This is a genomic window from Pseudomonas sp. TUM25319 (assembly GCF_056388475.1).
The window spans coordinates 3,737,456-3,762,019 of the sequence record NZ_CM150751.1; the positions used below are offsets into that span (position 1 = coordinate 3,737,456).

A 24,564-nucleotide genomic window follows, 5' to 3' on the forward strand; every position below is an offset into this window, starting at 1 on the left:
CAGTTGTGCCGTGTTTCAGGCTGGCCTAGCGTCGTGCGTGGAAGCTGTTGTGCAAGGCCCACTCCCGATGGCGAGGTGACGATCATGCTGGTCGACTGGACTGAATGCGGAAAGGTGCTGTCCGGACGTGCTCTGGATAAAGGCGAAAGTGTTTCGGTGTTCCTGATCGACGAGCAGACGGAGCGGCTCTGGGAAACCGACCGGCTGCAAAGGTTCACCCCGGCCCCGGACCGCTTGGGGCAGTGGAGCTGGCCGATCGATTTCTGTCTGTACATCAACCGCACCTCCGATGTGATCCAGGCCGGCAGCTGGAAAGACGGCAAGTGGGTGGTGGAGGGCAGCAGCTTCTCCAACCGGCTCTGGCGGACCGCGCAGAATATCCGCGCCTTCACCAACTGCCCCGGTGCCGACAACTGGATCCGGGCCGAGCCGATTCATCCCACTGTCAGCCTCAAGGCCGGTGATGTGGTGGAGGTCATGGTTCGCAGCGAAATCTCCGGCCGCCGCTACCGGGCCGAGCGCTTCCGGCCGCTCAAGGACCGCCTGCAGCCCGCGCAATGGGCCCAGGACCTGGCCGCCTGGATCAACAAGACCTTCGACATGATCAGGGCCGGCTGCCCCGACGCCAGCGGCCAACGGATCAAGGAAACCGCGGACAAGGCGGGCAACTACATCTGGGTGCCGCACAACTCCAGGCTGACGGTGAGCTGGGAAATCTCCGAGAAAAAACAGGCCGCTCAGGTACTGTCCGGCCGCGACGCGCTGGAGGGCGAGCGCATCTGCGCCTATCTGGTCGATGATCTGAGCGGCGAACGACTTCAGTCCGAAGACCTGGTGTTCAAGCCGGCCGCCGATCGGCGCGCCCTGCGCGACTGGGTGGAGGATTTCTGCAAGGAGATCAACAAGCGCGCGAAGAACATGCGCGCGGGTTGCTACGATGACAAGGGCGTGCTCAACGTTGCGCACAGTTTCGAACGAAACTTCATCTGGACCTGGCGCAAGGGGCTGCGTGCCTTTACCACCGCGCCGCACCTGAACAACTGGGTTCAGGGCCCATCGTTGCTTACTGACCGAGTCATGACCGTAGATGAGCGGGTAATTGTCAGGGTCTGCAACAAGGCCAATGGCGCGGTGTGGGAGACCCTGCTCTTCACGCCGAAAGCGGATCGGCTGAAGCCGGCGCTGTGGGTGCGGGACCTGTCGACGCTGATCAACCAGCAAAGCCTGTTTGTGCGCGCCGGGCAGCCCAACCCGGACACCCAGGTAATCGAAACCATTGCCGATGTCTACCGCAGCCATATCTGGGTGCCGAAGCATTCGGAGCTGGAGGTGAAATGGGATCGCGTCGTCCCGCAATCCCGCGGAGCGGTGACCTCGGACCGCGACGCCGTGGAAGGCGAGAGCATCAGCCTGTTCGTGATGGACGAGGCGACGGGGGAAATCCTCGAGCGCCCGACCTACAAGGCGGTCAAGGATTCGCTGGGCCAGTACCTGTGGCCGCGGCGTTTCGCCAGCGAGGTGAACAGAAGCTCGCGCTATGTCCAGGTGGGCGACAAGGACGAGAACGGGGTGTTCACCACCTTCGCCAGTGGCTACAAGAACAGGATCTGGACACCGGACCAGCGCATTCGCGCTTTCAGCACGTCGCTGGATCTGGACAACTTGGTGATGGCCCGGCCGTTCTCCTTCGAGCGAGACCTGAAGGCGGGCGACCGCATGGTCGTGCATGTGCGCAGCGAACTCACCGGCTACCTGTACCAGACCCTGACGTTCAGCCCGGTGCTGAAGAACAACAAGGCTACGGCGGCGGACTGGACCAGGGCGCTGTGCGAAAAGCTGAACAAGGAATGTGTCTACCTCAAGGCCGGCTGCAAGAACGAAAAGACCCGGCGCATCGAACCGGTGGCCGATCATGACCGCAATGCGATCTGGGTGCCGGTGGGCTCGGGACTGGCGGTGGAGGTGCTGAACATTGGCGACAAGACGCGGTACGCGGCGCCGATTGAGGTGCAGGCCGGGGTCGACCCGCAGACCGGCAAAGCCCACGTAAAAATTCCATTTGGCAGTGTGATGGCAAATGAGGGCCAGGGACCTTCGCTTGATATGGGATTGTGCTGGACGAGGGATACCGGATGGGACATCTATGGCTTCAGCTTTATGTTCTCTGGTGGGGCCACGCCTGCTAATGAAACCGTGATGATAGTTTCGCCTGACGGTAATAATGATTGCTTCAGGTCCACGCAGATGATTAACAACGATACATTGGTGTTTCAAAGCTTTAAACTCAAGAAAAATAAGTTCGTCAATGGTGCGCCATGGGAGATCGTCCATAAGAACGGGATAACAGAGTGCCTTGGTAAAGTTAAGAGGCTGACCCAGAAGTGGCACGGGGTGAAGGGGTATTTGCCTACAACCATCAAGAATGTGACAGGCTATCAGCTGGACCTGAAATGGAAGGATCTTGAAGACGATGACATGACGAAGCCTCTATTTGTCATGTTGGAAGCTATCGTTTGCCAGGCGCCTGGAAACGCTAACGGAGTTGCGGAAGTAAAGTTGTTTGAAAGCAGGATAGAAGGGAAAACGTTATTCTGCATCTTGCATCCTGATAACGAGGCATTGAAAACCGTTTTCGAGGTTTCACTGGAGGCACCGCGCAACGAATCGATCAGCGCGTTGGACAGTAATGATTTCTGGTCCATTATGAGCAGGTCTTCCGGAACTTTCCCTTTCGGGAATGTTTTGAGCGTAAAGCGAACCAGTCAGGCTGGAGTGGCTTTTGCGAAAATTGACTATAGCCAATTCAAAGGCTATGCAAATGGAGGTTTCTTCCCCGTCAGTGCGATTACCCAAGTGCGCTCCGGGGGTGTGGTAGAGGAGTTCCTGTATTCGGAAAAATATGATGACGTCGAGTTTCCCGCTATCTCTGTCGACGGCACGATTCTGGCAGGGTCTGTGAGCTTTGGGAATCAGTTCGGAGCCATACCGGTCGTATCCTACAAGCGTCTCGAGCAGAACATGCAAGAGACTGTTCGCTCCTATGTTTACGAGAAACAGAAAACGATCGTCTCCACTCGATGCGCAGACCAGGCAAGCACGACCACTTTGCATTTCTCCGATAAGGGCATGCTCATCAAAGAGGAAGAGTTGCAGGATAAATGCCTGAAGGTTGTCGACTACGAGAGGAGCGAAGACACCAAGCAGGGTACGCAAACGCTGAAGACCACAGTGACAAGAGGGCAACACGTTGAGGTGTCGACTGCGGTCGTCGATGCTGATGGCAACCTGATCAAGTCTGTGGAGAACGGTATAACCAAGGAATGGACTTATTATCGCGGCGCCCCAAAAATAACAACCACCGTGGAAACACGCAGGGTTCAGCGTGTGAACAGCCTCGCCCACGGTATCGGGCTTCTGGTCGACTATGTCAATCCGATAGGTTGGTGCCTGAATATTTTTTCGCCTCGAGGACTGACCTGGGGAACTGCGGAAGTCACGACCCAGTGGGAGTCACGCTACGATACGAAGCATGAGAAGGATGTTTTCAATCTACCGATGGTGCTGGAGTGTCCTGGCGACAGCCACTATTTCAAGACCTATATCGAGTCTGAAAAAGTGTACATCGAAAAGGACGGTGTCCGCACCGACTTGAGCTGGGTGTTCTATAGTTACACGTTGCTGCCAGAGCGAAATGGTTGTGATAATGCAATAAAGCCCCTCGCCAAATTGACTGTATTGTATCCAAGTAGCACGAACGGTAAAAAGCTGGACAAACTCCTCAGCGGGTCGATGAGTCTGGAGGAAAATGCGTATGTAACCGACGTCAATGACAGGAATTTCGGTCGGCTATTGGAGCAGGAAAATCACCGCATTGATAAATATGGAAACAAGCTCACTTCCTCCAGACATCATGTTCGTTACGCGTATGTCGTCAAGGACGGTGTTCTGACCACTACGGTTGCCGAGCAGTCGGGCGCGGGGGACCTTTATAAAAGTGTGACCAGGATTGCCAGCGACATTGCATCCGGCCTCAAGGCCCACGCCACCGACTGGCTTGAAAGCCAGACGAAATGGTCATACGACGCGCATGGACGCCTCGTAACCCAGATCGAGAACGCCAACGCCAGCAAGGCCGCCGACCGGCTGACGACCCGATACGAGCACCACAGTTTTCTCAAGGGCTACAGCATAACCACGGTGTCGCCGGAGAATGAGCAGTCGCGTGTCGAGTACGATCTGAATGGCAACGAAACCAAGAGGTGGGCGCGCGGTGCCGGGTTCATTGGTTGGCGCTTGTTGTCCTGCGTCGATTACAACGTCGCGGGCCTCCCGGTGGTCAGGACCGAACTGGATTACCTGCCTGACGGTACCTTGTTCAGCAAGCAACAATGGCGGTTGCATTACGATGGCTGGGGAGAACTGAGGGAAACAGAGCTGCCCGACGGTGGGCGGACCTATTGCGAATACGACCTGAAGAACCCGGATGCCGTGAAGAAGACCGAGTACACCAAGGTCGATGGCAAAACCAACAAGAAGGTTGTGAGCACGTTCGACAGGCGTGGTAATCAGACGCGCCTCGAGGTGCAGAATGGTAGCGGTGAGCTGCAAGCCTGGACCGATTGTTCGTTCGATGCCGGTGACAGGCTGATCTCCAGCAAGGACAACCATGGCGTAGAAGTCGCCTACACCTACGACAATCGAAGCCGTGTGAGAAGCACGACCAAAGGCGGTGTCGTTATCCACGTGGATTACCCTGTCCACTCTTCGGTTGCGGACAAACTCGAGGTAGCAGAGGCCGGCAAGGCAGAGGGTCGCGTCGAACTGGGTAGCCGGACGATAAGCGCAGTGTCTTGTGTGACGAAAACCAGCGTGGGTGGCCGTCAGGTTGACTACGCCTACGAGGGTGTGAGCCCGTTAGGCAAGCGCACTACGCTATTTCCAGTCCTCGATGAGGCATTCGCCAAACACAGCGTCGAGCACAGCGTGAAGAGGAACCCCCGCAGCGGAAGTGTCGAGGAGGAACATACCGTCGCAGGGGCGAAATCCTCGGTTACCGAAGTTTTTTCGCTACGCGGCTGCCCGCTGTCATTCACAAACGCGTTCGGCCAGAAAACCGTCTATCACTACGACTGCGCCGGCCGCCGGGTCAAGGCGGTATCCAATGAAGCCCATACCACCTTCACCTACGACGGTTTCGGTACATTGGTCGGCGAAACGGTTTGGCAGGTTGTCGCCAGATCGACCGCCAGTATCAGCTACACCTGCAACACGCTCGGTCAGGAAACCGGACGCAGCTTCGTCATTGATGACAAGCACAAGCTGCATCTGAAGTACACCTACGACAAAGGCCGGATCAAGACTGCCGAACTGCTCAAGGACACCTCCCGCCTGCGCAAGGAGGAGTACGTCTACGATGCGCAGGGGAGGTTGCAGACCTGGACCTGTGAGGGCAGTGAGCGCCCGGTCGACTATTGGCTGGATGAGCCACTGATAAGGCAGTCGTTTACTTATGACCTGCTGGGCAATATCCGGACCTGTGTCAGTGAGACTGTCGGCACCAAGAAAATCAACACCGCCACGTATACCTACGATGAGACCGATCGGGTCCAGCTGAAAAAGATCACTCACTCCCACACCAGGTGCGCCGCCGTTGAGTTGGACTACGACGCTGAGGGACGGCTGAAGAACAATCCGCTGAACAAGCTGGCGCTGCATTACGACCACGACGACCGGCAGGTGGGATCGGGAAAGAGTCACCTGGCCTACTACGACAACGAGGGTCGAAGAGTACGTAATGAAGGCGATTACTACGGTGAATGGTTTTATTACGACGGTGATCTCCCTTATGCGCGGGAGGGCTACGTGCTGATGGGCGACAAAAAACAGTGTGATAAGCGCAGAACGCTGCTGTTGAATCAAAGTGGCGGTTGTCTGGCCCAGCAACAGACGCTGAGCGGCGGCGATGACACAGAGATCAACACATTCGAACTCAAGGATCTGCAGGGCAGTGTCGTTGCCTCGTGGCGTATCGGTAAAGAAGGTTTCAGCGTGCTGTCTTACGAACCTTTCGGCTACCGGCCCAGCAAGGTGGATGACCTGCACTGGCTGGGCTTCGCTGGCCAGCCCATTGATCGTCAATCCGGCGGTGTCTATCACCTGGGCAACGGCTATCGCACCTACAACCCGATGCTGAAGGTTTTCCATGCCCCGGATGACACCAGTTTCAGTCCCTTCGGCCAAGGTGGCATCAATGGGTACAGCTACTGTAATGGCGACCCGCGCAATCTGGTCGATCCGACAGGGCACGCCGTCATGGTGTCACAGACCACGAGAATGACGCATGCGCCGCTGCTCGATGACCCTATCGTCAATACCATCTTTACCGGTGCTGTCATTGCTGTTGTTGCTGTGCTCACAGGTGGCAGCTCCTTGTCCATCTCGGCCGGCGTAGGGTTTGCAGCGGCTTCGACCGGGTTCAGTGTCGGAGCGATCGTGGTACGCGAGCACGACCCCGACCTAGCGATCCTTTTCGACTGGATTTCATTTGCTGCTTCCCTGGTGCCGACGGGAGGCGGAAAGGCGATGTCCAGAGTGTCGGGTGGTGCGCGCGGGGCGCGACGGGCTAATGCGGCTGCCGGAACGAGGCGTGCTGTCAGCAATCCCATTGTTGCCAGGGGAGGGAACATGAGGAATGTGCAGAAACTGAGAGAAGGTGGCGGTTATATGTTCGAGGATCGCTACAAGAACGCGTTCAGGTTGAATATCGACGCTCATGGGAAGATGTACGGGAATACCGGCTTTCCTGTGATCGGCAATAAAATGATGTCACCTGAAGAACTTCTGGGGTTGTTGAGGCGCAGGAATGTAAATCTCGAAAAATACGCCAACATCCGCTTGATCGTGTGTGATTCAGCCACCGGCGGCGCTGCTTCCTACGGGCAACAACTGGCGACGCTGTCCGGGATTCCGGTGAAGGGATTCCAGGGAGGGGTGTTCGCCGACTTCAACGCTGGAGGTGCGATGGCACAGTACACCAGCAGACGCGGTATCAAAGCCACGACCTCGTTCGTGTTGCCGTTCGCAGAGGAGTGTGTGATCCACAAGAAGAACCCTTTCAAATTCATAGACAATCCTATCGACTTCGTTGCGTTCCGCTATAAACCTGTGCACTTCAAGCCGTGAGTTGTAGACAGGCGCCTGGTTTTTCCTGAGTTTCTGACACGGCCGGGCAGAGAGTGGAAACCCTCTGCCCGTGCTTTCAGGCGCCCAGTCATCCGGCTCGTTCAGCAGCGCTGCCGCGCCAGGGTCATGGCAGTGTCTTCGATCATGTCCTCCTGCCCGCCGACCATCCCGCGCCGGCCCATTTCCACCAGGATTTCCCGCGCCGATACGCCGTACTTCTTCTCCGCCCGCTTGGCGAACAGCAGGAACGAGCCATACACCCCGGCAAAGCCCATGGTCAGGGCGTCGCGGTCGCTGCGGATGGGGAAGTCCATGATCGGCACCACCAGGTCTTCGGCCACGTCCTGGATCTGGAACAGATTGACCCCGGTGTCGATGCCCATGCGCTCGCACACGGCCACCAGCACTTCCATCGGCGTGTTGCCGGCACCGGCACCAAGCCCGGCGCAGGCAGCATCGATGCGGGTGGCGCCGGCGCCAATGGCGGCGATGGAGTTGGCCACGCCCATCGACAGGTTGTGGTGGCCATGGAAGCCGATCTCGGTTTCCGGCTTCAGTGCCGCGCGCAGGGTGGCGACGCGGGCGGCGACATCCTCCGGCAGCAGGTAGCCGGCGGAGTCGGTGAGGTAGATGCAGTTGGCGCCGTAGCTTTCCATCAGCTTGCCCTGTACGGCCAGGCCTTCGGGGCTGTTCATGTGGGCCATCATCAGGAAGCCGACCGTATCCAGTCCGAGCATGCGGGCGTAACGGATGTGCTGCTCGCTGACATCGGCCTCTGTGCAGTGGGTCGCCACGCGAATCGTGGAAACCCCCAGCTCGTGGGCCATTTTCAGGTGATCGACGGTGCCGATGCCCGGCAGCAGCAGGGCCGAGACTTTCGCCTGTTTCATCAGCGGAATCACTGCCGACAGGTACTGCTCGTCGGTATGGGCCGGGAAGCCGTAGTTCACCGAGCTGCCGCCGAGGCCGTCGCCGTGGGTGACTTCGATCAGCGGAATGCCGGCGGCGTCGAGGCCGCAGGCGATGTCTTTCATCTGCTGCAGGCTGATCTGGTGGCGCTTGGGGTGCATGCCGTCGCGCAGGCACATGTCGTGTACGGTGATGCGTTTGCCGCGAAGATCCATGATCGATTCCTCAGGCGTGGGCGGGTTGGACGGGGCGCAGTTCGAGCTCGCCATTGAGCATGGCTTCGGCGTACATCTCGGCGGTGCGGGCGGCGGCGGCGGTCATGATGTCGAGGTTGCCGGCGTACTTGGGCAGGTAGTCGCCCAGGCCCTCGACTTCCATGAACACCGACACCCGGTTGCCGTCGAACACCGGGCCGTTGACCAGCTTGTAGCCCGGCACGTAGCGCTGTACCTGGGCGATCATCGCCTCGAGGGCGGCGCGGATCGCATCCTGGTCGGGCTCGGTGGCGGTCAGGCAATGCACGGTGTCGCGCATGATCAGCGGCGGCTCGGCCGGGTTGATGATGATGATCGCCTTGCCCTGTTTCGCGCCGCCGACCTTCTCGATGGCACTGGCGGTGGTGCGGGTAAATTCGTCGATGTTCTTGCGCGTGCCCGGCCCTACGGATTTCGAGGCCGCGGTGGCGATGATCTCGGCGTAGTCCACCGGTTGCACCGAGGACACCGCTGCCACCAGTGGAATGGTGGCCTGGCCGCCGCAGGTGACCATGTTGACGTTCATCAGCCCCAGACCGAGGTTGGCCTTGAGGTTCACCGGTGGCACGCAATACGGGCCGATGGCCGCCGGGGTCAGGTCGATCATCAGCACACCCAGCTCGTTGAGCTTGCGGCTGTTCTCGGCGTGGACGTAGGCGGAGGTGGCGTCGAAGGCGATCTGGATATTGTCTTCGTGCACATGGGGCAGCAGGCCGTCGACGCCGCCTGCGGTGGTTTTCAGGCCCAGTTCGCGGGCCCGGGCCAGGCCCTCGGAGGTGGCGTCGATGCCGACCATCCAGACCGGCTCCAGCACCTCGCTGCGTTTGAGTTTGTACAGCAGGTCGGTGCCGATATTGCCCGGCCCGATCAGTGCGCAGCGGATCTTCTTGCTCATTGTCGGTGGCTCCACAAGGACTCAGGGAATGAAACGCAGGCTGGACTGGCCGAGCCCGCTCATGGAAAGGCTGATGCGGTCGCCGGCGCCCACCGGCACCAGCGGGGCGAGGGCGCCGGAGAGGATGACTTCGCCTCGACGGAAGGGAATGCCCAGCTCGCCCAGGGTGTTGGCCAGCCAGGCCACGGCCTCGCACGGATGGCCCTGGACGGCCGAGCCGAGGCCGCTGCCGGCGGGCTGACCGTTCTTCAGCAGGTGCATCTCGACCCGCGCCAGGTCCACCTCACGCGGGTCGATGCGCTGGTTGCCGAGGGCGAACACGCCACAGGAGGCGTTGTCGGCGACGGTGTCCTGGATGCGGATCTTCCAGTCGTCGATCCGCGAGTCGACGATCTCGAAGCAGGGCATCACGGCTTCGGTGGCGGCCAGCACGTCACCCGCCGTCACACCAGGACCTTGCAGGTCGTCGGCGAGGATGAAGGCGATCTCGCCTTCGGCCCGCGGCTGGATCAGGTTGTAGCGGGCCAGGCTGACGTCGCTGCCGTCGGCTACCTGCATGGCATTGGTGAGGAAGCCGAAGTCCGGCTGGTGCACGTCGAGCATCTCCTGCACGGCGCGGCTGGTCACGCCGATCTTCTTGCCGACCACCTGCTCGCCGAGGGCTTCGCGGCGTTGCAGGAAGCGCAGGGAAATACGGTAGGCGTCGTCCAGGGTGACTTCGGGGAAACGCTGGCTGAGCGGCGCGAGCGTCTTGCGGCTGCGCAGGGCGTGGAACAGCTCGGCGCCGAGGGCATCGATCAAATGGGCGTCCATGGTGGGGCTCGTACTCTGCTGAAGAAAAAAGGCCGGCCCCAACGGGTTCAAGGTGCCGGCCGAAAGGGGAAGGGGTTCAGCCGACCCAGACGCTGGCGTCCGCGCCGCCATCGACATCGATGATCTTGCCGGTGATCCAGGCCGACGCCGGGCTGGCCAGGAACAGCGCCGAGGCGGCCATGTCCTCGGGGGTGCCCAGGCACTTGAGCGGTGTATTGGCTTCCATGCTCTGGCGCATGGCGGGCGGCATGACCCCGGCGAGGGCGTCGGTCAGGGTCGGGCCCGGTGCCACGGCGTTGACCCGCACCTGCGGGGCGAAATCCTGGGCCAGCAGGCGGGTCAGGTGGCTGAGGGCTGCCTTGGCGCTGCCGTAGGCGCTGAAATGACGCTGGGAATAGCGCGCCGCCACCGAACTGATGTTGACGATATTGCCGCCACCGGCCTCGCGCATCAGCGGCACGCAGAGCTGGCAGAAGGCGTAGGTGCTGGAGACGTTGAAGCGCAGGATCTCGTCGAACTGCTCCGGGCTCAATTGCAGTGGATCGTTGGGCCCGCCGCCGCCGGCGTTGTTGACCAGGTGCGTGATCCGGCCCATTTCCTCGTGGCTACGGCGCACCAGCGCCTGGCGTTGCTCGTGGTCGGTGACATCGCAGGCGATGGCCAGGGCACGACGACCGAGGGCGCGGACTTCACTGGCGACCGCCTCGACGTCTGCCTGTGACCGGGCGGCGCAGACCACATCGGCGCCGGCCTCGGCATAGGCCAGGGCAATCGCCCGGCCGATCCCGCGACCGCCGCCGGTGACGATGGCGACACTGCCGTCGAGTTGGAATCGCTTGAGGATGGTCATGGGCTGTCCGGCTCCGTGGGGCTTGAGTGATGGACAGCACTATCGCCGCGCAGGGTATGGGCGGGCATCGTCTCAATGGACTAGCGACCGGGGGCCGGAGCCGCTGCAGCGCGACAACTCAATCCCGGCTTGACCCTGTAGCCACTTCAGGCTTCATGCTCTTCGGCACCTCAAACGGAGTTGATGCCCATGCTGCAAAATCGTGTTCCGCCACCGTTGGTGGCCATTGCCTTCGGCCTGCTGATGTGGGGGCTATCCGGTGTCACGCCACGCTATGAGCTGACGCCGTTGCTGGCCATTGCCATTGCGCTGGTCGGGCTGACGGTTTGCCTTGCCGGTGTCTGGTCCTTCCATCGCGCACGAACCACCGTCAATCCGTTGCATCCCGAACGCGCTTCGGCGCTGGTGGACACGGGCATCTACCGCTACACCCGCAACCCCATGTACCTGGGCTTCGCCGTGATCCTGCTGGCCTGGGCCTCGCTGCTGGGCTCGCCTACTGCACTGCTGGGGGTGGCCGGCTTCGTCGTCTTCATGAATCGTTTCCAGATCGCGCCCGAAGAGCAGGCGCTGACCCAGCTGTTCGCGGCCGACTTCGCCCGCTACTGCGGGCGAGTCCGGCGCTGGCTGTGAACGCTACACCTTGAACTGCGCCACCATGGCATTCAGTTCCACCGCCAGGCGCGACAGGTCCTGCGCGGCGGCGCTGGTCTGGTGTGCGCCCGCCGACGTCTGCATCGACAGGTCGCGGATATTTACCAGGTTGCGGTCCACTTCGCGGGCGACCGACGCCTGCTGCTCGGAGGCGCTGGCGATCACCAGGTTGCGCTGGTTGATCGAGGCGATGGCTTCGGCGATCAGTTCAAGCGCCTGGCCGGCCGCTTCGGCGACATCCAGCGTGCCGCTGGCGCGGCCCTGACTGCTGTGCATGGCGCTGACCGCACGCTCGGTGCCGCTCTGGATCTGGCCGATCATCTGTTCGATTTCGCCGGTGGACTGCTGGGTGCGGTGGGCCAGGGCGCGCACTTCGTCTGCCACCACCGCGAAGCCACGGCCTGCCTCTCCGGCCCGGGCAGCCTCGATGGCCGCGTTGAGGGCCAGCAGGTTGGTCTGGCCGGCGATGGAGCCGATCACGTCCAGCACCCGGCTGATCTCGTTGGCGCTGGCTGCCAGTTGCTCGATGTCGCCAGCAGTGCTGGTGACCTCGCTGACCAGCAGCTGGATCGACTGCAGGGCCTGGTTGACCTGATCGCGGCCATCGCGGGTGGTCTGGTCGGCGCCCTTGGAGGCATCGGCGGTGCTCACTGCATTGTTGGCCACTTCCTCGACCGCGGCGGTCATCTGGTTGACCGCCGTGGCGGCCTGTTCGATCTCCGCACTCTGCTGTTGCAGGCCGCGGCTGGTGTCTTCGGTCACCGAGTGCAGTTCTTCCGAAGCTGACGCCAGTTGGTCGGACGAGGCGCTGATGCGTGCCAGGGTCGAACGCAAGCTGGCCTGCATGCGGCTCAAGGCGCCGAGCAGCAGCGCCGGCTCGTCCTGCCCTTCGACGTGGATGTCACGGGTCAGGTCGCCGGTGGCGACGCGCTCGGCCACCGCCACGGCATCGGCCAACGGCACGACGATGCTGCGGGTGAGCAGGGTGGCGATGGCAACCAGGGCGGTCATGATCACCACCAGAGCGGTGATGATCAGCAGGAACGATTCTTCGGAGGCATCGGCACTGCGCTGCGCAGCTTTCTCGGCACCGTCGGCGTTGTATTTCACCAGGGCACGCAGCGCGGCCTGCACGGCGTCGGTGGCGTCGCCCAGCGGGCCGTTGATCAGTTGCCGGGCGTTGTCGAGGCGGTTGTTGAGTACGGCATCGGCAACACTGGCCTGGATTCCCAGGTAACGCTCGCGGGCGCTGGTGAAGGTGGTGAACAGGGCACGGTCTTCGGGTTCGAAGATGGTGCCTTCGTAGAGGTCGATGGCTTTCTGCGAGCCCTGGTTGACTTCGGCAGCCCGACGCAGGGTATCGGCACGGGTCTCGGGCTGTTCTTCGATCAGGCTGCGCATGGTCATGGCCCGCGCGCGGTTGAGGTCGGTGCCGATCTCGCCCATGGAGATGACGGAGGGCAGCCAGGTCACCCGGATCTCGGATGATGCGCGGTCCATCTGGCGGGTTTCGTAGAGGGATATCAGGCCCAGTGCCAGGACCAGAAGGCCGAGCAGGGTGAACAGACTGGCGGCTCGCTTGCCGATTTTCATGTGCCGGAACTGCATGGGTACTCCTTGGGGAAAAACAGGCGGTGTCGGCCCTCGAAATGACGGCCCGATGGATAAGCGCCTTGTTTCGATGATGTCAGTTAGACATCGTTCCCCGCAGAGTACCCGGTATTCGTGAATAGTTGTGTCAATCAGGTGATGCGTTTCAGCCCCTTACTCCAGAGCCTTAGCGGGCTCCCCTAGGAAAGCCCTGGATGGCTCAGGCCAGCCGCTCGAAACGGTACGGCGCCGGGTCGATGATCGGGGTCTGGCCCGAGACCAGATCCGCCGCCAGATGCCCCGCCGCCGGCGAAGTGCCAAAGCCGTGACCGGAAAAGCCGGTGGCCAGGGTCAGCCCCGGAATGGATGCCACCGGGCCGATCACCGGGTTGGAATCCGGGGTGACGTCGATGGTGCCGGCCCAGGCCGCGGCAATCTCGGCCTGCTGGAACACCGGCCAGGCGGCGCGCAGGTTGCGCAGGGCGTCGTCGTTGAGCCCGTGGTTGGCGGGCGGGTCCTGCACGCGGACCTTTTCGAACGGGGTGACGCTGTCGGCTTTCCAGCGCCGGGCCAGGGCCAGGTCGTTGAGGAAGTACTTGCCGAGGGAAATCTTCAGGAAATCGCGCTGGGCTTTGAGCTGCGGCAGGAACCGCGTGCCCAGCAGCAGGTGATCGAGGGTCAGGAAGGCATCCAGCTTGCCGCGCTGGGTGATGATGAAGCCACCATCCTGGTGCTTGCGGAACGAGAAGTCCGGCGCACCGACGGCGATGTCGGTAGGGCCTTCCATGGGTTTGGTGCGCAGAACCGAGCAGGTCAGCGGCAAGGTCGGCAGGTTCACGCCGAGGTTGCCGAGGAAGCGCCGCGACCACAGGCCGCCGGCCAGCAGTACCTGTTCGCAGCGCACTTCGCCACGCTCGGTCATCACGCCGCTGACCCGCCCGGCGCTGGTCACCAGGTTGCGCACCGCGCAGTGCTCGACGATGATCGCGCCCTTGGCCATGGCCGCACGGGCGATGGCGCTGGAGGCGAGAGTCGGTTCGGCGCGGGCGTCGGACGGGGTGAAGATGCCGCCCGCCCAGTTGCCCTGGCCGCCGGGCACCTTGTCGGCGATTTCCCGGTTGCTCAGCAGCCGCGAATCCAGCGACAGGTGCTCGACGCTCTTGAGCCAGTTCTGGTGCATGTTCATCTGCGCTTCGTTGCGGGCGATGAACATGATGCCGGCCTGGCGGTAGCCGACATCGGCCCCGACCCGTTCCGGCATCTGCGCCCACAGTCGATCCGCGGCCAGGGCCAGGGGAATGTCGTCGGCATGGCGGCTGGTCTTGCGGACCCAGCCGAGGTTGCGTGACGACTGTTCGCCGGCGATCCGGCCTTTCTCGATCACCACCACCGGAATCCCGCGCTCGGCGAGGGTGAGGGCGGCGGTCAGGCCGATGATGCCGCCGCCGATGATCACCACGGTGGTGGCGGGCGGCAGGGCGTTGCTGGTCTGTACGGGATCGATGCTGGGCGACATGGCGTGCTCTATGAATGAAGGTTCAGCGGGTTACTGGCCGAGGTTGATCTTGACCACGTCGGCTTTCGACGCGCCGCGGTAGGCGGTGACTTCCAGTTCCACCTTGTAGACCGTGGAGCCCAGTGGCGGGCAGGTGGCGGTGCAGGCCGGGTCGATGCCGCGGAACTTGGTGCCGACGAAGTCCATCACCTTCGGCACGTCGGCCGGATCCTGGATGAACACTCGGGAGCAGACCACGTCTGCCAGGCTGGCATCGACGGCGGCCAGGGCGCGCTCGATGTTGACGAACACCTGTTCGGCCTGCTCGATCACGTCCTCCGGGATCAGCTTGGTGTCGGGATTGCGGCCGGCGGTGTTGGACACATAGATCCAGTTGTCCACGGCCACCAGGCGCGAGTAGCTGGCCTTTTCTTCGAAGATGGAGCCGCTCTTGACCTTGACGATCTGCGTCATGGGGAATTCCTCGTTGGGGTTCGAATGATTGGGTTCAGCTTAGGACCGGGGTGTCCCAGAGGTTCAGTTTCACGCCGATGCCCAGTTCCACCGCGTTGCGGTACACCTTGGTGCCCCAGGCGAGGTCTTCCACCGGCATGCCGCCGACCGACATCAGGATGATTTCTTCATCGTTCAGACGGCCCGGCGCGTCGCCGGCGATGATCTTGCCGATGTCTTCCAGTTGCTCGGGCTGCAGGCTGCCTTCGGCGATCATGTCCATGAAGCGCACGCCCACCAGCGGTACGCAGTTGTGCGCGGGCTTGGGCAGCTCCTCGAACCAGGCGTTGTACATGCCGGTGTTGTCCAGCACCTTGCGGATGTCGTCCTGCTCCATGCCGGCGTCGATGCTGCACGGCGCCGGCATCGCCAGGAAGGCGCCAGGCTTGACCCACTCGCGGCGCACCAGCGGGTAGGTGCTCGGATCGCCGACTTCGCCGGTGCTGCAGTAGGTGACCAGGTCGGAGTCACGGACCACGTCTTCCAGGGTGTCCACGACCTGGATATTGGTGATCTGCGGGAAGGTTTCCTTGACCCAGCTGATGAAGCTGTCGAGGCTGCGCTGGCCGCGGCCCTTGATCTTGATGGTGTCCACCAGCGGGCAGACGGCCATGAACGCGGCGACGGTGGTCTTGCCCATCACCCCAGGACCGAGCAGGCCGATGACTTTCGAGTCCTTGCGCGCCAGATGACGAGCGCCGACGCCCGGGATGGCACCGGTGCGGTAGGCCGACAGCAGGTTGGCCGACATGTGCGCCAGCGGCGCGCCGGTGTCGGCATCGTTGAGGGTGAACATCAGGATCGAGCGCGGCAGGCCTTTCTCGCGGTTGGCGATGTTGGAGCCGTACCACTTGGCGCCGGCGGTGCGGAAGTTGCCGCCCAGGTACGCAGGCATGGCCATCATGCGGCGGTCGGCGGTGGGCTTGGGCATGTCCGGGAACGGCGAGCTCTCCGGGAAGGTGATCATGGCGCCGTGGGAGTCGTTGTTCGGCCCGGCCATGCGGTAGTCGCCCTGATACAGCAGCTCGAACATTTCTTCCATGGTGTCGACGCAGGCCGGCATATCGGTGACGCCGGCGCGGATCATGTCTTGTTCGGAGAGGTAGATGAAGTCGATTCTGGTGTCGGTGGTCATTGTTGTCTCGAGGCGCTTCAGGTGGGTTTGTGCAAAAAAGCAGTCGGACAAGTTTTGCTAACGAGCGGTAGGCTGTCTTGAGCCTGAGCGCCAGTGGGTTTGACTGTGCGTGACATTGGGGGAGGCGGGGCCCTCCGGATCAGGCATCAACCTCGCAGGATCAGGCAACCTGCCCGGACCTGTCAGCCCTATACTTCGGCATGTTCCTACAGGGATCTGAGGATTTACTGCTTGAAACGCCATCCGCTACTGCGTGCCCCGATCGCCGACCACAGCCAGTCGCCCCAGTCCCGGGACGGGCGCTTTCACAACCTGACTCCGCGTCCGGCCAACGTGCCCGAGCCGGACGCCAAAGTGTTGTGGAACTTCCTGTTCAACAAACCCGCCAATACCGTGCCGAAAGCGCCGGTGCCGGTGCACCGCCTGACGCGGGCCGAACTGGACGCCGCGCCCGACGCCAGCCTGTACCGCCTCGGTCATTCCACGGTGCTGTTCAAGCTGCAGGGCGGCTGGTGGCTGACTGATCCGGTGTTCGGCAAACGCGCTTCGCCACTGCCGTTCGCCGGGCCGAAGCGCTTTCACCAGCCGCCGCTGAGCCTCGATGAGTTGCCGCCGATCCGCGGCGTGATTCTGTCCCACGATCACTACGACCACCTTGATCGCGCCACCATCAAGGCCCTGGCGTCGAAGGTGGAGCTGTTCGTCATGCCGCTGGGCGTGGGCGACCGCTTGTTGGCCTGGGGCGTGCCGGCGGAAAAAGTGCGCCAGTTCGACTGGTGGCAAGGCATCGACGCCGGTGGCTTGCGCCTCACCGCAACACCGGCCCAGCATTTTTCCGGCCGGGGCCTGCGTGATGGCAACCGCACGCTGTGGTGTTCCTGGGTGATCGAGGCGCCGGAGCTGCGGGTGTTTTTCAGTGGCGACAGCGGCTACTTCGACGGCTTCGCCGAGATCGGCCGGCGCTTCGGCCCCTTCGACCTGACCCTGGTGGAAACCGGCGCCTACAACGAGCACTGGCCTTATGTGCACATGCACCCGCGCCAGAGCGTGCAGGCGCACGTCGATCTGGGCGGTCGCTGGATGCTGCCGATCCACAACGGCACCTTCGATCTGTCGATGCATGCCTGGTACGACCCCTTCGAAAGCGTGCTGGAGTGCGCGGCCGGGCAGGGCGTCAGCGTGACGACACCGCGCATGGGCGAACGCCTGGACCTGCGTGCACCGCAAGCCGGTGAGCGCTGGTGGCGCGAACTGATGGCGCAGGAGCGCAGCGAAGCAGGCAAGGGCCGGCCGTGCCGCTGGCGTTTGCGCGGGGCACAGTGAACGCGGTGCTACCGACGCGCTGACAGCTTGTGCGCCATGAACTGGTGCGCCGGCGAAAACAGCCGGTTGAAAGTCATCAGCACCGCGCCGACGGTGCCCAACGCCGACGCGGCGGCGATCAGGAACATGATGACGATCTGGTAACGCACCGCCTCGGCGGGGCTTTGTCCGGCCAGGATCTGGCCGGTCATCATTCCCGGCAGACTGACGATGCCAACTACCGACATCTGGTTCAGGGTTGGCATCATCCCCGCCTTCACGGCCTGCGCGGCCGCATCCCGGGCCGCTTCCCAGCGGGTTCCGCCCAGCGCCAGGATCATTTCCACAACACCGCGACGGGCGCTCAGTTCGCGGGTCATCCGCTCGATCCCGAGGGACACTGCGGTCAGGGTGTTGCCGAGAATCATGCCGAGAATCGGAATGGCGTATTGCGGCTCGTACCAGGGACGAATGCGCAGCACTACGAACAGGCCGATCGCCGTCACCAGCCAGGAACTCAGCCATACCGACACAACGCTGTCGGTCAGCAGCCCGGCGTGACGCTCTTTGCCCCAGCCAGCCGCGGAAACCCCGGCGATCAGCGTCATGCTGACCATCAATGGCAACACCACGTACCAGTGGGCGAACTGGAACACCCAGCCGAGCACATAGCCGATCGCCAGAAGCTGGACCACCGTGCGCAGCCCGGCCACCAGCAGTTGCCGTTCCAGTCGCAGTTTCAGCAGCAGCGACAGGGCGCCATTGATGAGAATGAGCGCTGAAGCGATGCCCAGGTCCACATAGGACAGCGATTGATAATTCATGGTGTGTTCCCCTCCAGCAGCGCGCCCTGGGCCATTGTCAGGTAGCGATTGCCCATGCGCCGGGCCTGCTCCGGATCGTGGGTCACCCAGATGTAGGCGCGGGCTTCGGGGGCCTGCGTAAACCAGTCCGTTACCAGCGCTTCGACGGCGGCGACCGATTGCGGGTCCAGTGCCGAAGTGGGTTCATCGAGCAACAGGACCCGTGGTGCCAGCAGTAACACCCGCACCAGCGCCACCACCTGCGCTTCGCCGCCGGACAGTTCGGCGGCCGGCTTGCCGAGAAATTCCGGGAGCTTTCCTGCCTTTTTCAGCAGTTCGGTGGCCTGGCGGCTGTCGAAGCTGCGGCCGCGTAGCGCCTTGAGGGAGAAGGGCACGCGCAGATTGTCTTCGACGCTTCCTTCCAGCAGTGCAGCCCGCTGGGCCACATAACCCACCTGTGTCCGGTAGGCGGGGATGCCGTGCACCGGTATCGGCAGGCCAAAGGCTTCGAGTGTGCCGGTGTCAGGGCTGTCGAGCAGCGCCAGCGACCTGAGCAACAGGCTTTTTCCCGATCCCGAACTGCCGCTGAGTACCACCCGTTCGCCGGCGTGAAGACGCAGGTTGGTGGGCTGTAGCAGGGGCTCGTGGTTCAGCGGGTTGGTGCGGCTCAGGCCTCGGGCTTCGATAAGCGCCGGTTGGCACTGGGAGGTTGGCGAGTGTGACGGCACGAGGGGTCTCTGCTGCGGCGGGATTGGCTGCTCTGCAGGATAGCCGTCCCGCGACCTGCAGGGGAGCGGCATGAAACGGTTGTACAGCTACTGCCACTTTTCCCGAGGGTTTAATCCCCTCTCATTCGATAAGTCGTGATTATTCAATGTTATTTTTCATGAATTCAGCATAATTCATTTGCTATTTTTGGTATGTAAATACACCATACGTACCACATTATGAAATAGCAGGGAAAACCAGACATGGCCCGCGGTGGTATCAACAAAGCAGTCGTGCACAAGGCCCGTCAGGCGATCCTGGCCCGTGGCGAGCACCCCAGCATCGATGCGGTGCGTATTGAACTCGGTAATACCGGTTCGAAAACCACCATTCATCGCTATCTCAAGGAACTGGAAATCCAGAAGCCACCGGCCACCACCAGCGTGCCGGACCTGAGCGAGTCGCTGATGAGCCTGGTCAGGCAACTGGCCGAACAACTGAAGGAAGAAAGCGAGACTCGCGTCGCAGAGGCGCAGAAGTCCTTCGATATCGAAGTCAACGGGCTCAAGGCGCAGTTGCAGGAGAACCAGCAGGCGCTGGCGAATGCGCAACAGCAGTTGCAGATCCAGGGCGCGGCGCTGGCCGCGGAATCCGCGGAGCTGGCGACCACCCGCAGCAGCCTGCAGAGCGAGCACACCCGCAACGCCACCCTGACCCAGGCGGTGGGCGAACTGAACGTGCGCCTGGCCGACAAGGACGAACAGATCGCTTCGCTGGAAGACAAGCACCAGCATGCCCGCGATGCACTGGAGCACTACCGCACCGCTGCCCGCGAGCAGCGCGAGCAGGATCAGCGTCGCCACGAAGCACAGGTACAGCAGCTCCAGGTGGAACTGCGTCAGTTGCAGCAGACGCTGATCGTCAAGCAGGACGAAACCACGCGCCTGAACCGCGACAACGAACGCCTGCTGGTAGAAGCGCGGCATGTCCAGCGCGAATGCCAGCACCTGAAGGACCAGCAGGAGCAGCACGCCCTGGAGGCCCGTACCCTCAGCGCCAACCTGGCGCAATCCCAGGGGGCGCGGGAAGAATTGCAGCGTCAGTTCCAGGTGCAGGGTCAGCAACTGGAGTTGGCAGGCGGCGAGCGGCGTCAGTTGGTCAAGCAGGTGGAACTGCTGGAGCAGACGATCGACGCGCTGCGCGCCGCGCAACAGGCGGCGAGCGAAGCCGAGAAGGTCGAAGCAGAAAAGTAAGGATCAGGCCGGGGCACGCAAGGTTTTGCTCATCGCACACCGCCCCGGCAAACCCAGCGCCTGTTCATGGGCCAGTTGCCGGCGCAGGCATTCACTCTGCCGGGCATCGTCCAGACGCTCGAAGCCGAGACGGCCATAGAAGGGCGCATTCCACGGCACCTCGCTGAAGGTAGTCAGCGTCAGGCCGGCGAAGCTGTCACTGCAGGCCCGAGCTTCGACAGCGGCGACCAGCCGCCGTCCAAGGCCGCACCCTTGCCGGTCGTGACGCACGGACAGTTCCTCGATGTGCAGCGCATCGTCCTGAACGCTGGCGCAGACAAATCCCACCGCGTCATCCGCCTCGTCCACCGCCACCCAGCTCAGGCCGCTATCGATGAAGCCGAGATGTTCCTCCACGCTCAGCACGTCGTGACCGGCCAGCCACTCAAGTCCCTCGATCTGCAGGAAAGACTGCGCCGCCGATTGTTCGATGGCTGGCAGCAAGGGGGCGTCAGCGGGACGGGCAGGGCGGATGTTCATGAGGCGCTCGCAACATAAGGGAAGACGGCACCTTAACCCATTGCCCCGTTGATCGGTTAACCGGCACTCCTGACGATCCTGTCCGTTCGAATGCAGTGAGACCCCACTGCCTGAGGATGCCGACATGCACGACCCCAAAGACGATCCGCTCTGGAAAGACCCGCTGAACGACCCGCGCCGCGAGCCGGACCCGGTGACCGATCCCAACGTCAACGGCGACCCCGAGCGCCCCGAGGAACCCAGCGATATAGAACGTGCGCCCTTCGAGCCGGAGCAGGGCCGAATCGTGCCCGAGCCAGAACAGCCGACGCCGCTGTCGGATGAGCGACGTTAAACGCTTATTCAGGGCTGGCCTGGAGCATGACGGTGGTCACTCAGACGGATTGTCAGAGGTCATCAGGTTCCTGCGGCTGGCCAGTCCCCAAGCAATCGTTGCCGCCAGCAGAGGAAGGCCGTGAAAGATCACGATCACCACAGATGGCTGGAACCAGATGTAGAACGGAGCTACAACCAGCATCCCTATGCCAAATCCGGTCATCTGCAGGAATGTCATGAGGCTGAACACGGGTAAGCGCAAGGCTTCTGGCTCCTGCTGGATACGGGATACCAGACTGACATCGGAGATCCCGTCGCCAAGCCCGGCGACGGCGACACACACCAGTGCGACAGAGAGAGACGTTTGCTGGAAAGTTGCGATAAAGCCAAGCGACATCAGCACCACGCCCACCAGGAAAAGATTTTCGATACCTGGTCCCAGCGCTTTGCGCAACAACATCTCAGTCATACGTGCTCCCGCAAATTTGCCGGCAGCCCAGACCGCCAGCAGGAGCCCCATGATGTGCCCTGCGGATTTCGAATCAAGCAATTCAGAGAACACCGGAAAACCGACGTTGTGAGCCGCGCTCCCCAACGTATCGGCAATCGTCACCACCAGCATCCCGGCAAGCACAGGTGCGCAGCCAAGGCCTGCGCGCAGATTTCGCCATTCCCTTAGTGGGCTTCCTTGAGGAGCGTCCTGTGGCGACTGCAAAAAACGCAAAGGCACTACGCATGCTCCTGCCAGCAGGTAAATGACAATGTTGATGATAAATACCGACTCGAATCCACTGTAGACCAGCAACATGCCAGATATCAGGCTTCCGGCAACGGCCCCCACTGCCGACACTGACGTCAACCATGCATTGGTGGTTACCCACTGCGACTTGTGCACCCACCAGGGAAGTTGACTGTTTAACCCGATAGCAAACATTGAGTTCCCGAAGCCCAGGCCCAAGGCTATGAGGGGAAGAACATACGACAATGCCGTCGAAGGCAGGGCCAGCAACATCGCCAACAGCAACGCGCGGGTGAGGTCGAAGGCAATGAGCGACCAGTGGCCTTTTATGCGTCGGAAAAACGGTACCCCCACGATGCTCGCAACGATTCCGCCCAGCACGCGACACGCCAGGAAAATGCTGATCTGAACGACATCCTGGGTGAGCACATAAACATAGGTGGTGAGCGCGATCATGTTCAGAAACGCGCCGAAATCGGAGAAAAAACGTGCTGCAATAATCAAACGGATATTTTTATTTTGACCCTCATTATTAGTATCTGGATGGGCGGCACTGATCATGAAAGGCTTCCTTTTCCCTGATACCGAAAGCTCACTACCAATACATCCCGATAGGCTGGTTTTCCCAAGTCTTTCTGTCTTAAGGCCGAAGCGCGGTGCCAGCAACGGCGGTCGTCGACAATGAGTGTTTCCATGAATCGGCCCAGCTCTTTGCGAAACTGCAGACCCGCTTCTTCGGCACGGTCGAAAACCTCCGAGATCACAGGGAAGGCGTTGTGCTTATTGATGAAATGCATGAAGACCAGATCGTAGCCATCTTGGTGAATGCCGGAGGTGGTCGGCATGGTTTGCCCTGAAGTCGCTTTGATCCTGAATTGATGAATGTCTATATTCATCGACTCAGACAGCGGAGAGGTGGCGCGCGACACAGCCAGATCGAAATGGAGGATTTGCTGAAGCAGGTGATCAGTAATGAATCCTTCTTCCGCGTAAGTCAAAGCATTGGTGCCGCGCTGGTACGATACGGCATAAGTGGCACCGGAGACAAAATCAGTGTTCGGATTTAACTGGATTGAGTGGCCGCTACCCGATGCAAAATATCTCAGGATTCTGCGTTCTCGATGAGTGTAGAGGCGAAAGTTTTCATCGTAAACCAGGTTTCCCCACCAAGCACCAAATCGCTTCTCGCTTATATAAGCAGGCGATATCCATTCAGAAATATCAGCAACATGAGCAAACCCGTGCTCACTCAAAGCATCAGTGATTATTTTTAAATTCATAACCTTGACTTACTCGATAATCGGATTGATGTTCATAGACAGCATCTGGTAGAGCGCCTTCGCTTCCGTGCCATTTTTCACCTCAGCCCAGCATTTCAATAAATAGTACTCTTCAGTCTCTGAGCAGACCGTTGAGCCAAAAGGGAAGTGATCGAACTCCAAGATCTTCGCACTTGACTCGACAGCGCTCAGCCCTGCGAACCCCTTGAACACGCCGGACGAATTTGGATAAAACGCCATCATCGAATAATGCTTCGATGCATTGCGCACACGTTCCTCAGCCAGTCTCAAACGGGTGGAAAGGCAAGTTTCGTTTAATAGAAGATCTAGATGAGTTTCCCAAGGACACAGCCCGGCGATGTCAGCGAAAGCAAGATTTACATACAACCCGCCTAACCGCGGATTGACTTCGATTAAACGTGGACCCTTTGGGGTCATTTTGAATTCGACATGAGCGATCGCACGATTCAACCCTAGCGCTTTGATGCATTGACACGCATAGTCGCGAATGATTTTTTCCTGAGCTGATGAAAATGACTCAGGTGGTGTGATCAGTAGGTTCTCCAGAATTGTATGACTGCGATCAGTCATGATCAGTTTTTCATTTATTATCAATGGATATACGGCGCTTTCGGTCACTACGCACTCGACAGTGCCTTCGACGCCATCGATCCATTCTTCAAGCAGAATGGTCGAGCCAGGTATGTTTCTTTTGCTTCGAATACTGCAGTGACCAAAGCTGCTTGCCGAGAGCGAGCGGTCAAATTCTAGTTGGTACACCCTATAGTGCTCCAGAAGCTCCGCCTCTGTTTCGCACTTTTTAATGAAAGCCGAGCGTGCGCCAAAACGAGGTTTGGCGATGAGGGGATAGCCTATCTCGAGTCCACCGGCGATCAGTTCGGCTTCGTTTTGGCACAAAACGTAGGAAACTGACGGTATAGCGTGGTCTTCCAATCTACGACGCATCACAAATTTATCATTGCATGCGTTGATTCCCTCCGGTGACGAATGATGCAGTCCCAAGGACCGGCACACATTTGCGACGGTCATTCCGATCTGGCCGTCGGGTGTCGCTTGGCCTGCATAAGAAAAAACGGCTGCTAACCGGTATTCCTTGCTCGCTTTTTCTACAACACTCAAAAGTGATTCTTCGTCAAGACGCTCTACCAGGAATAAGTCGTCACTGTCGGTGTAGAGCCGTTTCAGGTGACGGCGGCTCTTTTTCGCCACGATCAGGCAAGCAAGGCCACGCTTGCGAGCTGCCAAAAAGTGCGGCTCTCGATAGCGATAGCAGGTGTACTCGGAGTCATCAACATCCACAAAAATAATAGCACTTGGCTTCATCAGAGGTTCTC

Annotated in this window: 19 protein-coding genes; 5 read left to right on the forward strand and 14 right to left on the reverse strand. The window is 60.8% G+C overall.

Features of this window, described 5'->3' with window-relative positions; all coding sequences use genetic code 11:
- Positions 1-84: 84 nt before the first annotated feature.
- Positions 85-7,182: an RHS repeat-associated core domain-containing protein gene (locus AC05QJ_RS17435; protein WP_476742540.1), complete on the forward strand. Its 7,098-nt coding sequence runs from the start codon at positions 85-87 to the stop codon at positions 7,180-7,182.
- 101 nt (positions 7,183-7,283) lie between these two features.
- Here the strand turns inward: AC05QJ_RS17435 and dmpG are convergent, their stop codons facing one another.
- The 4 genes from dmpG to AC05QJ_RS17455 form a co-directional block, all read right to left on the reverse strand.
- Entirely contained in the window at positions 7,284-8,306 is a 1,023-nt protein-coding gene (dmpG, locus tag AC05QJ_RS17440) for a 4-hydroxy-2-oxovalerate aldolase (protein WP_476742541.1), read from the reverse strand.
- 10 nt (positions 8,307-8,316) lie between these two features.
- Complete coding sequence (locus AC05QJ_RS17445) at positions 8,317-9,240, reverse strand: acetaldehyde dehydrogenase (acetylating) (protein ID WP_476742542.1); 924 nt, start codon at positions 9,238-9,240, stop codon at positions 8,317-8,319.
- A 21-nt stretch (positions 9,241-9,261) separates the two neighbouring features.
- A complete protein-coding gene (locus AC05QJ_RS17450; protein WP_476742543.1) occupies positions 9,262-10,053 on the reverse strand; it encodes a fumarylacetoacetate hydrolase family protein in 792 nt (263 codons plus the stop codon).
- A gap of 76 nt (positions 10,054-10,129) precedes the next feature.
- The gene (locus AC05QJ_RS17455; RefSeq protein WP_476742544.1) at positions 10,130-10,903 is read right to left on the reverse strand and encodes a glucose 1-dehydrogenase; all 774 of its coding nucleotides are present in this window, start codon (positions 10,901-10,903) and stop codon (positions 10,130-10,132) included.
- A 183-nt stretch (positions 10,904-11,086) separates the two neighbouring features.
- On the opposite strand from AC05QJ_RS17455, the gene AC05QJ_RS17460 reads away from it, so the two are divergent.
- Complete coding sequence (locus AC05QJ_RS17460) at positions 11,087-11,536, forward strand: methyltransferase family protein (protein ID WP_476742545.1); 450 nt, start codon at positions 11,087-11,089, stop codon at positions 11,534-11,536.
- A 3-nt stretch (positions 11,537-11,539) separates the two neighbouring features.
- Here AC05QJ_RS17460 and AC05QJ_RS17465 read toward each other — a convergent pair whose 3' ends face one another.
- The 4 genes from AC05QJ_RS17465 to AC05QJ_RS17480 all read right to left on the reverse strand — a co-directional run bounded on the left by AC05QJ_RS17465 (position 11,540) and on the right by AC05QJ_RS17480 (position 16,290).
- A complete protein-coding gene (locus AC05QJ_RS17465) occupies positions 11,540-13,165 on the reverse strand; it encodes a methyl-accepting chemotaxis protein (RefSeq protein WP_476742546.1) in 1,626 nt (541 codons plus the stop codon).
- A gap of 202 nt (positions 13,166-13,367) precedes the next feature.
- Positions 13,368-14,663: an NAD(P)/FAD-dependent oxidoreductase gene (locus AC05QJ_RS17470; protein ID WP_476742547.1), complete on the reverse strand. Its 1,296-nt coding sequence runs from the start codon at positions 14,661-14,663 to the stop codon at positions 13,368-13,370.
- A gap of 30 nt (positions 14,664-14,693) precedes the next feature.
- Positions 14,694-15,116: a RidA family protein gene (locus tag AC05QJ_RS17475; protein WP_476742548.1), complete on the reverse strand. Its 423-nt coding sequence runs from the start codon at positions 15,114-15,116 to the stop codon at positions 14,694-14,696.
- A 34-nt stretch (positions 15,117-15,150) separates the two neighbouring features.
- The gene (locus AC05QJ_RS17480; RefSeq protein WP_476742549.1) at positions 15,151-16,290 is read right to left on the reverse strand and encodes a tyramine oxidase subunit B; all 1,140 of its coding nucleotides are present in this window, start codon (positions 16,288-16,290) and stop codon (positions 15,151-15,153) included.
- 231 nt (positions 16,291-16,521) lie between these two features.
- On the opposite strand from AC05QJ_RS17480, the gene AC05QJ_RS17485 reads away from it, so the two are divergent.
- Positions 16,522-17,613, forward strand: coding sequence for an MBL fold metallo-hydrolase (locus AC05QJ_RS17485; RefSeq protein ID WP_476742550.1), 1,092 nt, complete (start codon positions 16,522-16,524; stop codon positions 17,611-17,613).
- Positions 17,614-17,621: 8 nt separating this feature from the next.
- On the opposite strand, the gene AC05QJ_RS17490 is transcribed toward AC05QJ_RS17485, so the two are convergent.
- Positions 17,622-18,416 carry an ABC transporter permease gene (locus tag AC05QJ_RS17490; RefSeq protein ID WP_476742551.1) on the reverse strand — a complete coding sequence of 265 codons (795 nt, stop codon included), beginning with the start codon at positions 18,414-18,416 and terminating at the stop codon, positions 17,622-17,624.
- Positions 18,413-19,123: an ABC transporter ATP-binding protein gene (locus tag AC05QJ_RS17495; RefSeq protein WP_476742552.1), complete on the reverse strand. Its 711-nt coding sequence runs from the start codon at positions 19,121-19,123 to the stop codon at positions 18,413-18,415. Before AC05QJ_RS17495 ends, AC05QJ_RS17490 begins: the two co-directional genes overlap by 4 nt.
- Before the next feature lie 243 nt (positions 19,124-19,366).
- Between AC05QJ_RS17495 and AC05QJ_RS17500 the strand changes: the two genes are divergently transcribed.
- Entirely contained in the window at positions 19,367-20,356 is a 990-nt protein-coding gene (locus AC05QJ_RS17500; protein WP_476742553.1) for a DNA-binding protein, read from the forward strand.
- Between the two features lie 3 nt (positions 20,357-20,359).
- Here the strand turns inward: AC05QJ_RS17500 and AC05QJ_RS17505 are convergent, their stop codons facing one another.
- Entirely contained in the window at positions 20,360-20,875 is a 516-nt protein-coding gene (locus AC05QJ_RS17505; RefSeq protein ID WP_476742554.1) for a GNAT family N-acetyltransferase, read from the reverse strand.
- Between the two features lie 124 nt (positions 20,876-20,999).
- On the opposite strand from AC05QJ_RS17505, the gene AC05QJ_RS17510 reads away from it, so the two are divergent.
- Positions 21,000-21,209 (forward strand): hypothetical protein, encoded by a 210-nt coding sequence (locus AC05QJ_RS17510; RefSeq protein ID WP_476742555.1) that lies wholly within the window; start codon positions 21,000-21,002, stop codon positions 21,207-21,209.
- A 36-nt stretch (positions 21,210-21,245) separates the two neighbouring features.
- Here the strand turns inward: AC05QJ_RS17510 and AC05QJ_RS17515 are convergent, their stop codons facing one another.
- The 3 genes from AC05QJ_RS17515 to AC05QJ_RS17525 are packed head-to-tail and all read right to left on the reverse strand — an operon-like array spanning position 21,246 to position 24,553.
- On the reverse strand, positions 21,246-22,490 hold the full coding sequence (locus AC05QJ_RS17515; RefSeq protein WP_476742556.1) for an MFS transporter: 1,245 nt from the start codon (positions 22,488-22,490) through the stop codon (positions 21,246-21,248).
- The gene (locus AC05QJ_RS17520; RefSeq protein WP_476742557.1) at positions 22,487-23,209 is read right to left on the reverse strand and encodes a 2OG-Fe dioxygenase family protein; all 723 of its coding nucleotides are present in this window, start codon (positions 23,207-23,209) and stop codon (positions 22,487-22,489) included. The genes AC05QJ_RS17515 and AC05QJ_RS17520 overlap by 4 nt, the downstream gene beginning before the upstream one ends.
- A 9-nt stretch (positions 23,210-23,218) precedes the next feature.
- Positions 23,219-24,553 carry an ATP-grasp domain-containing protein gene (locus AC05QJ_RS17525; protein WP_476742558.1) on the reverse strand — a complete coding sequence of 445 codons (1,335 nt, stop codon included), beginning with the start codon at positions 24,551-24,553 and terminating at the stop codon, positions 23,219-23,221.
- Positions 24,554-24,564 lie beyond the last annotated feature (11 nt).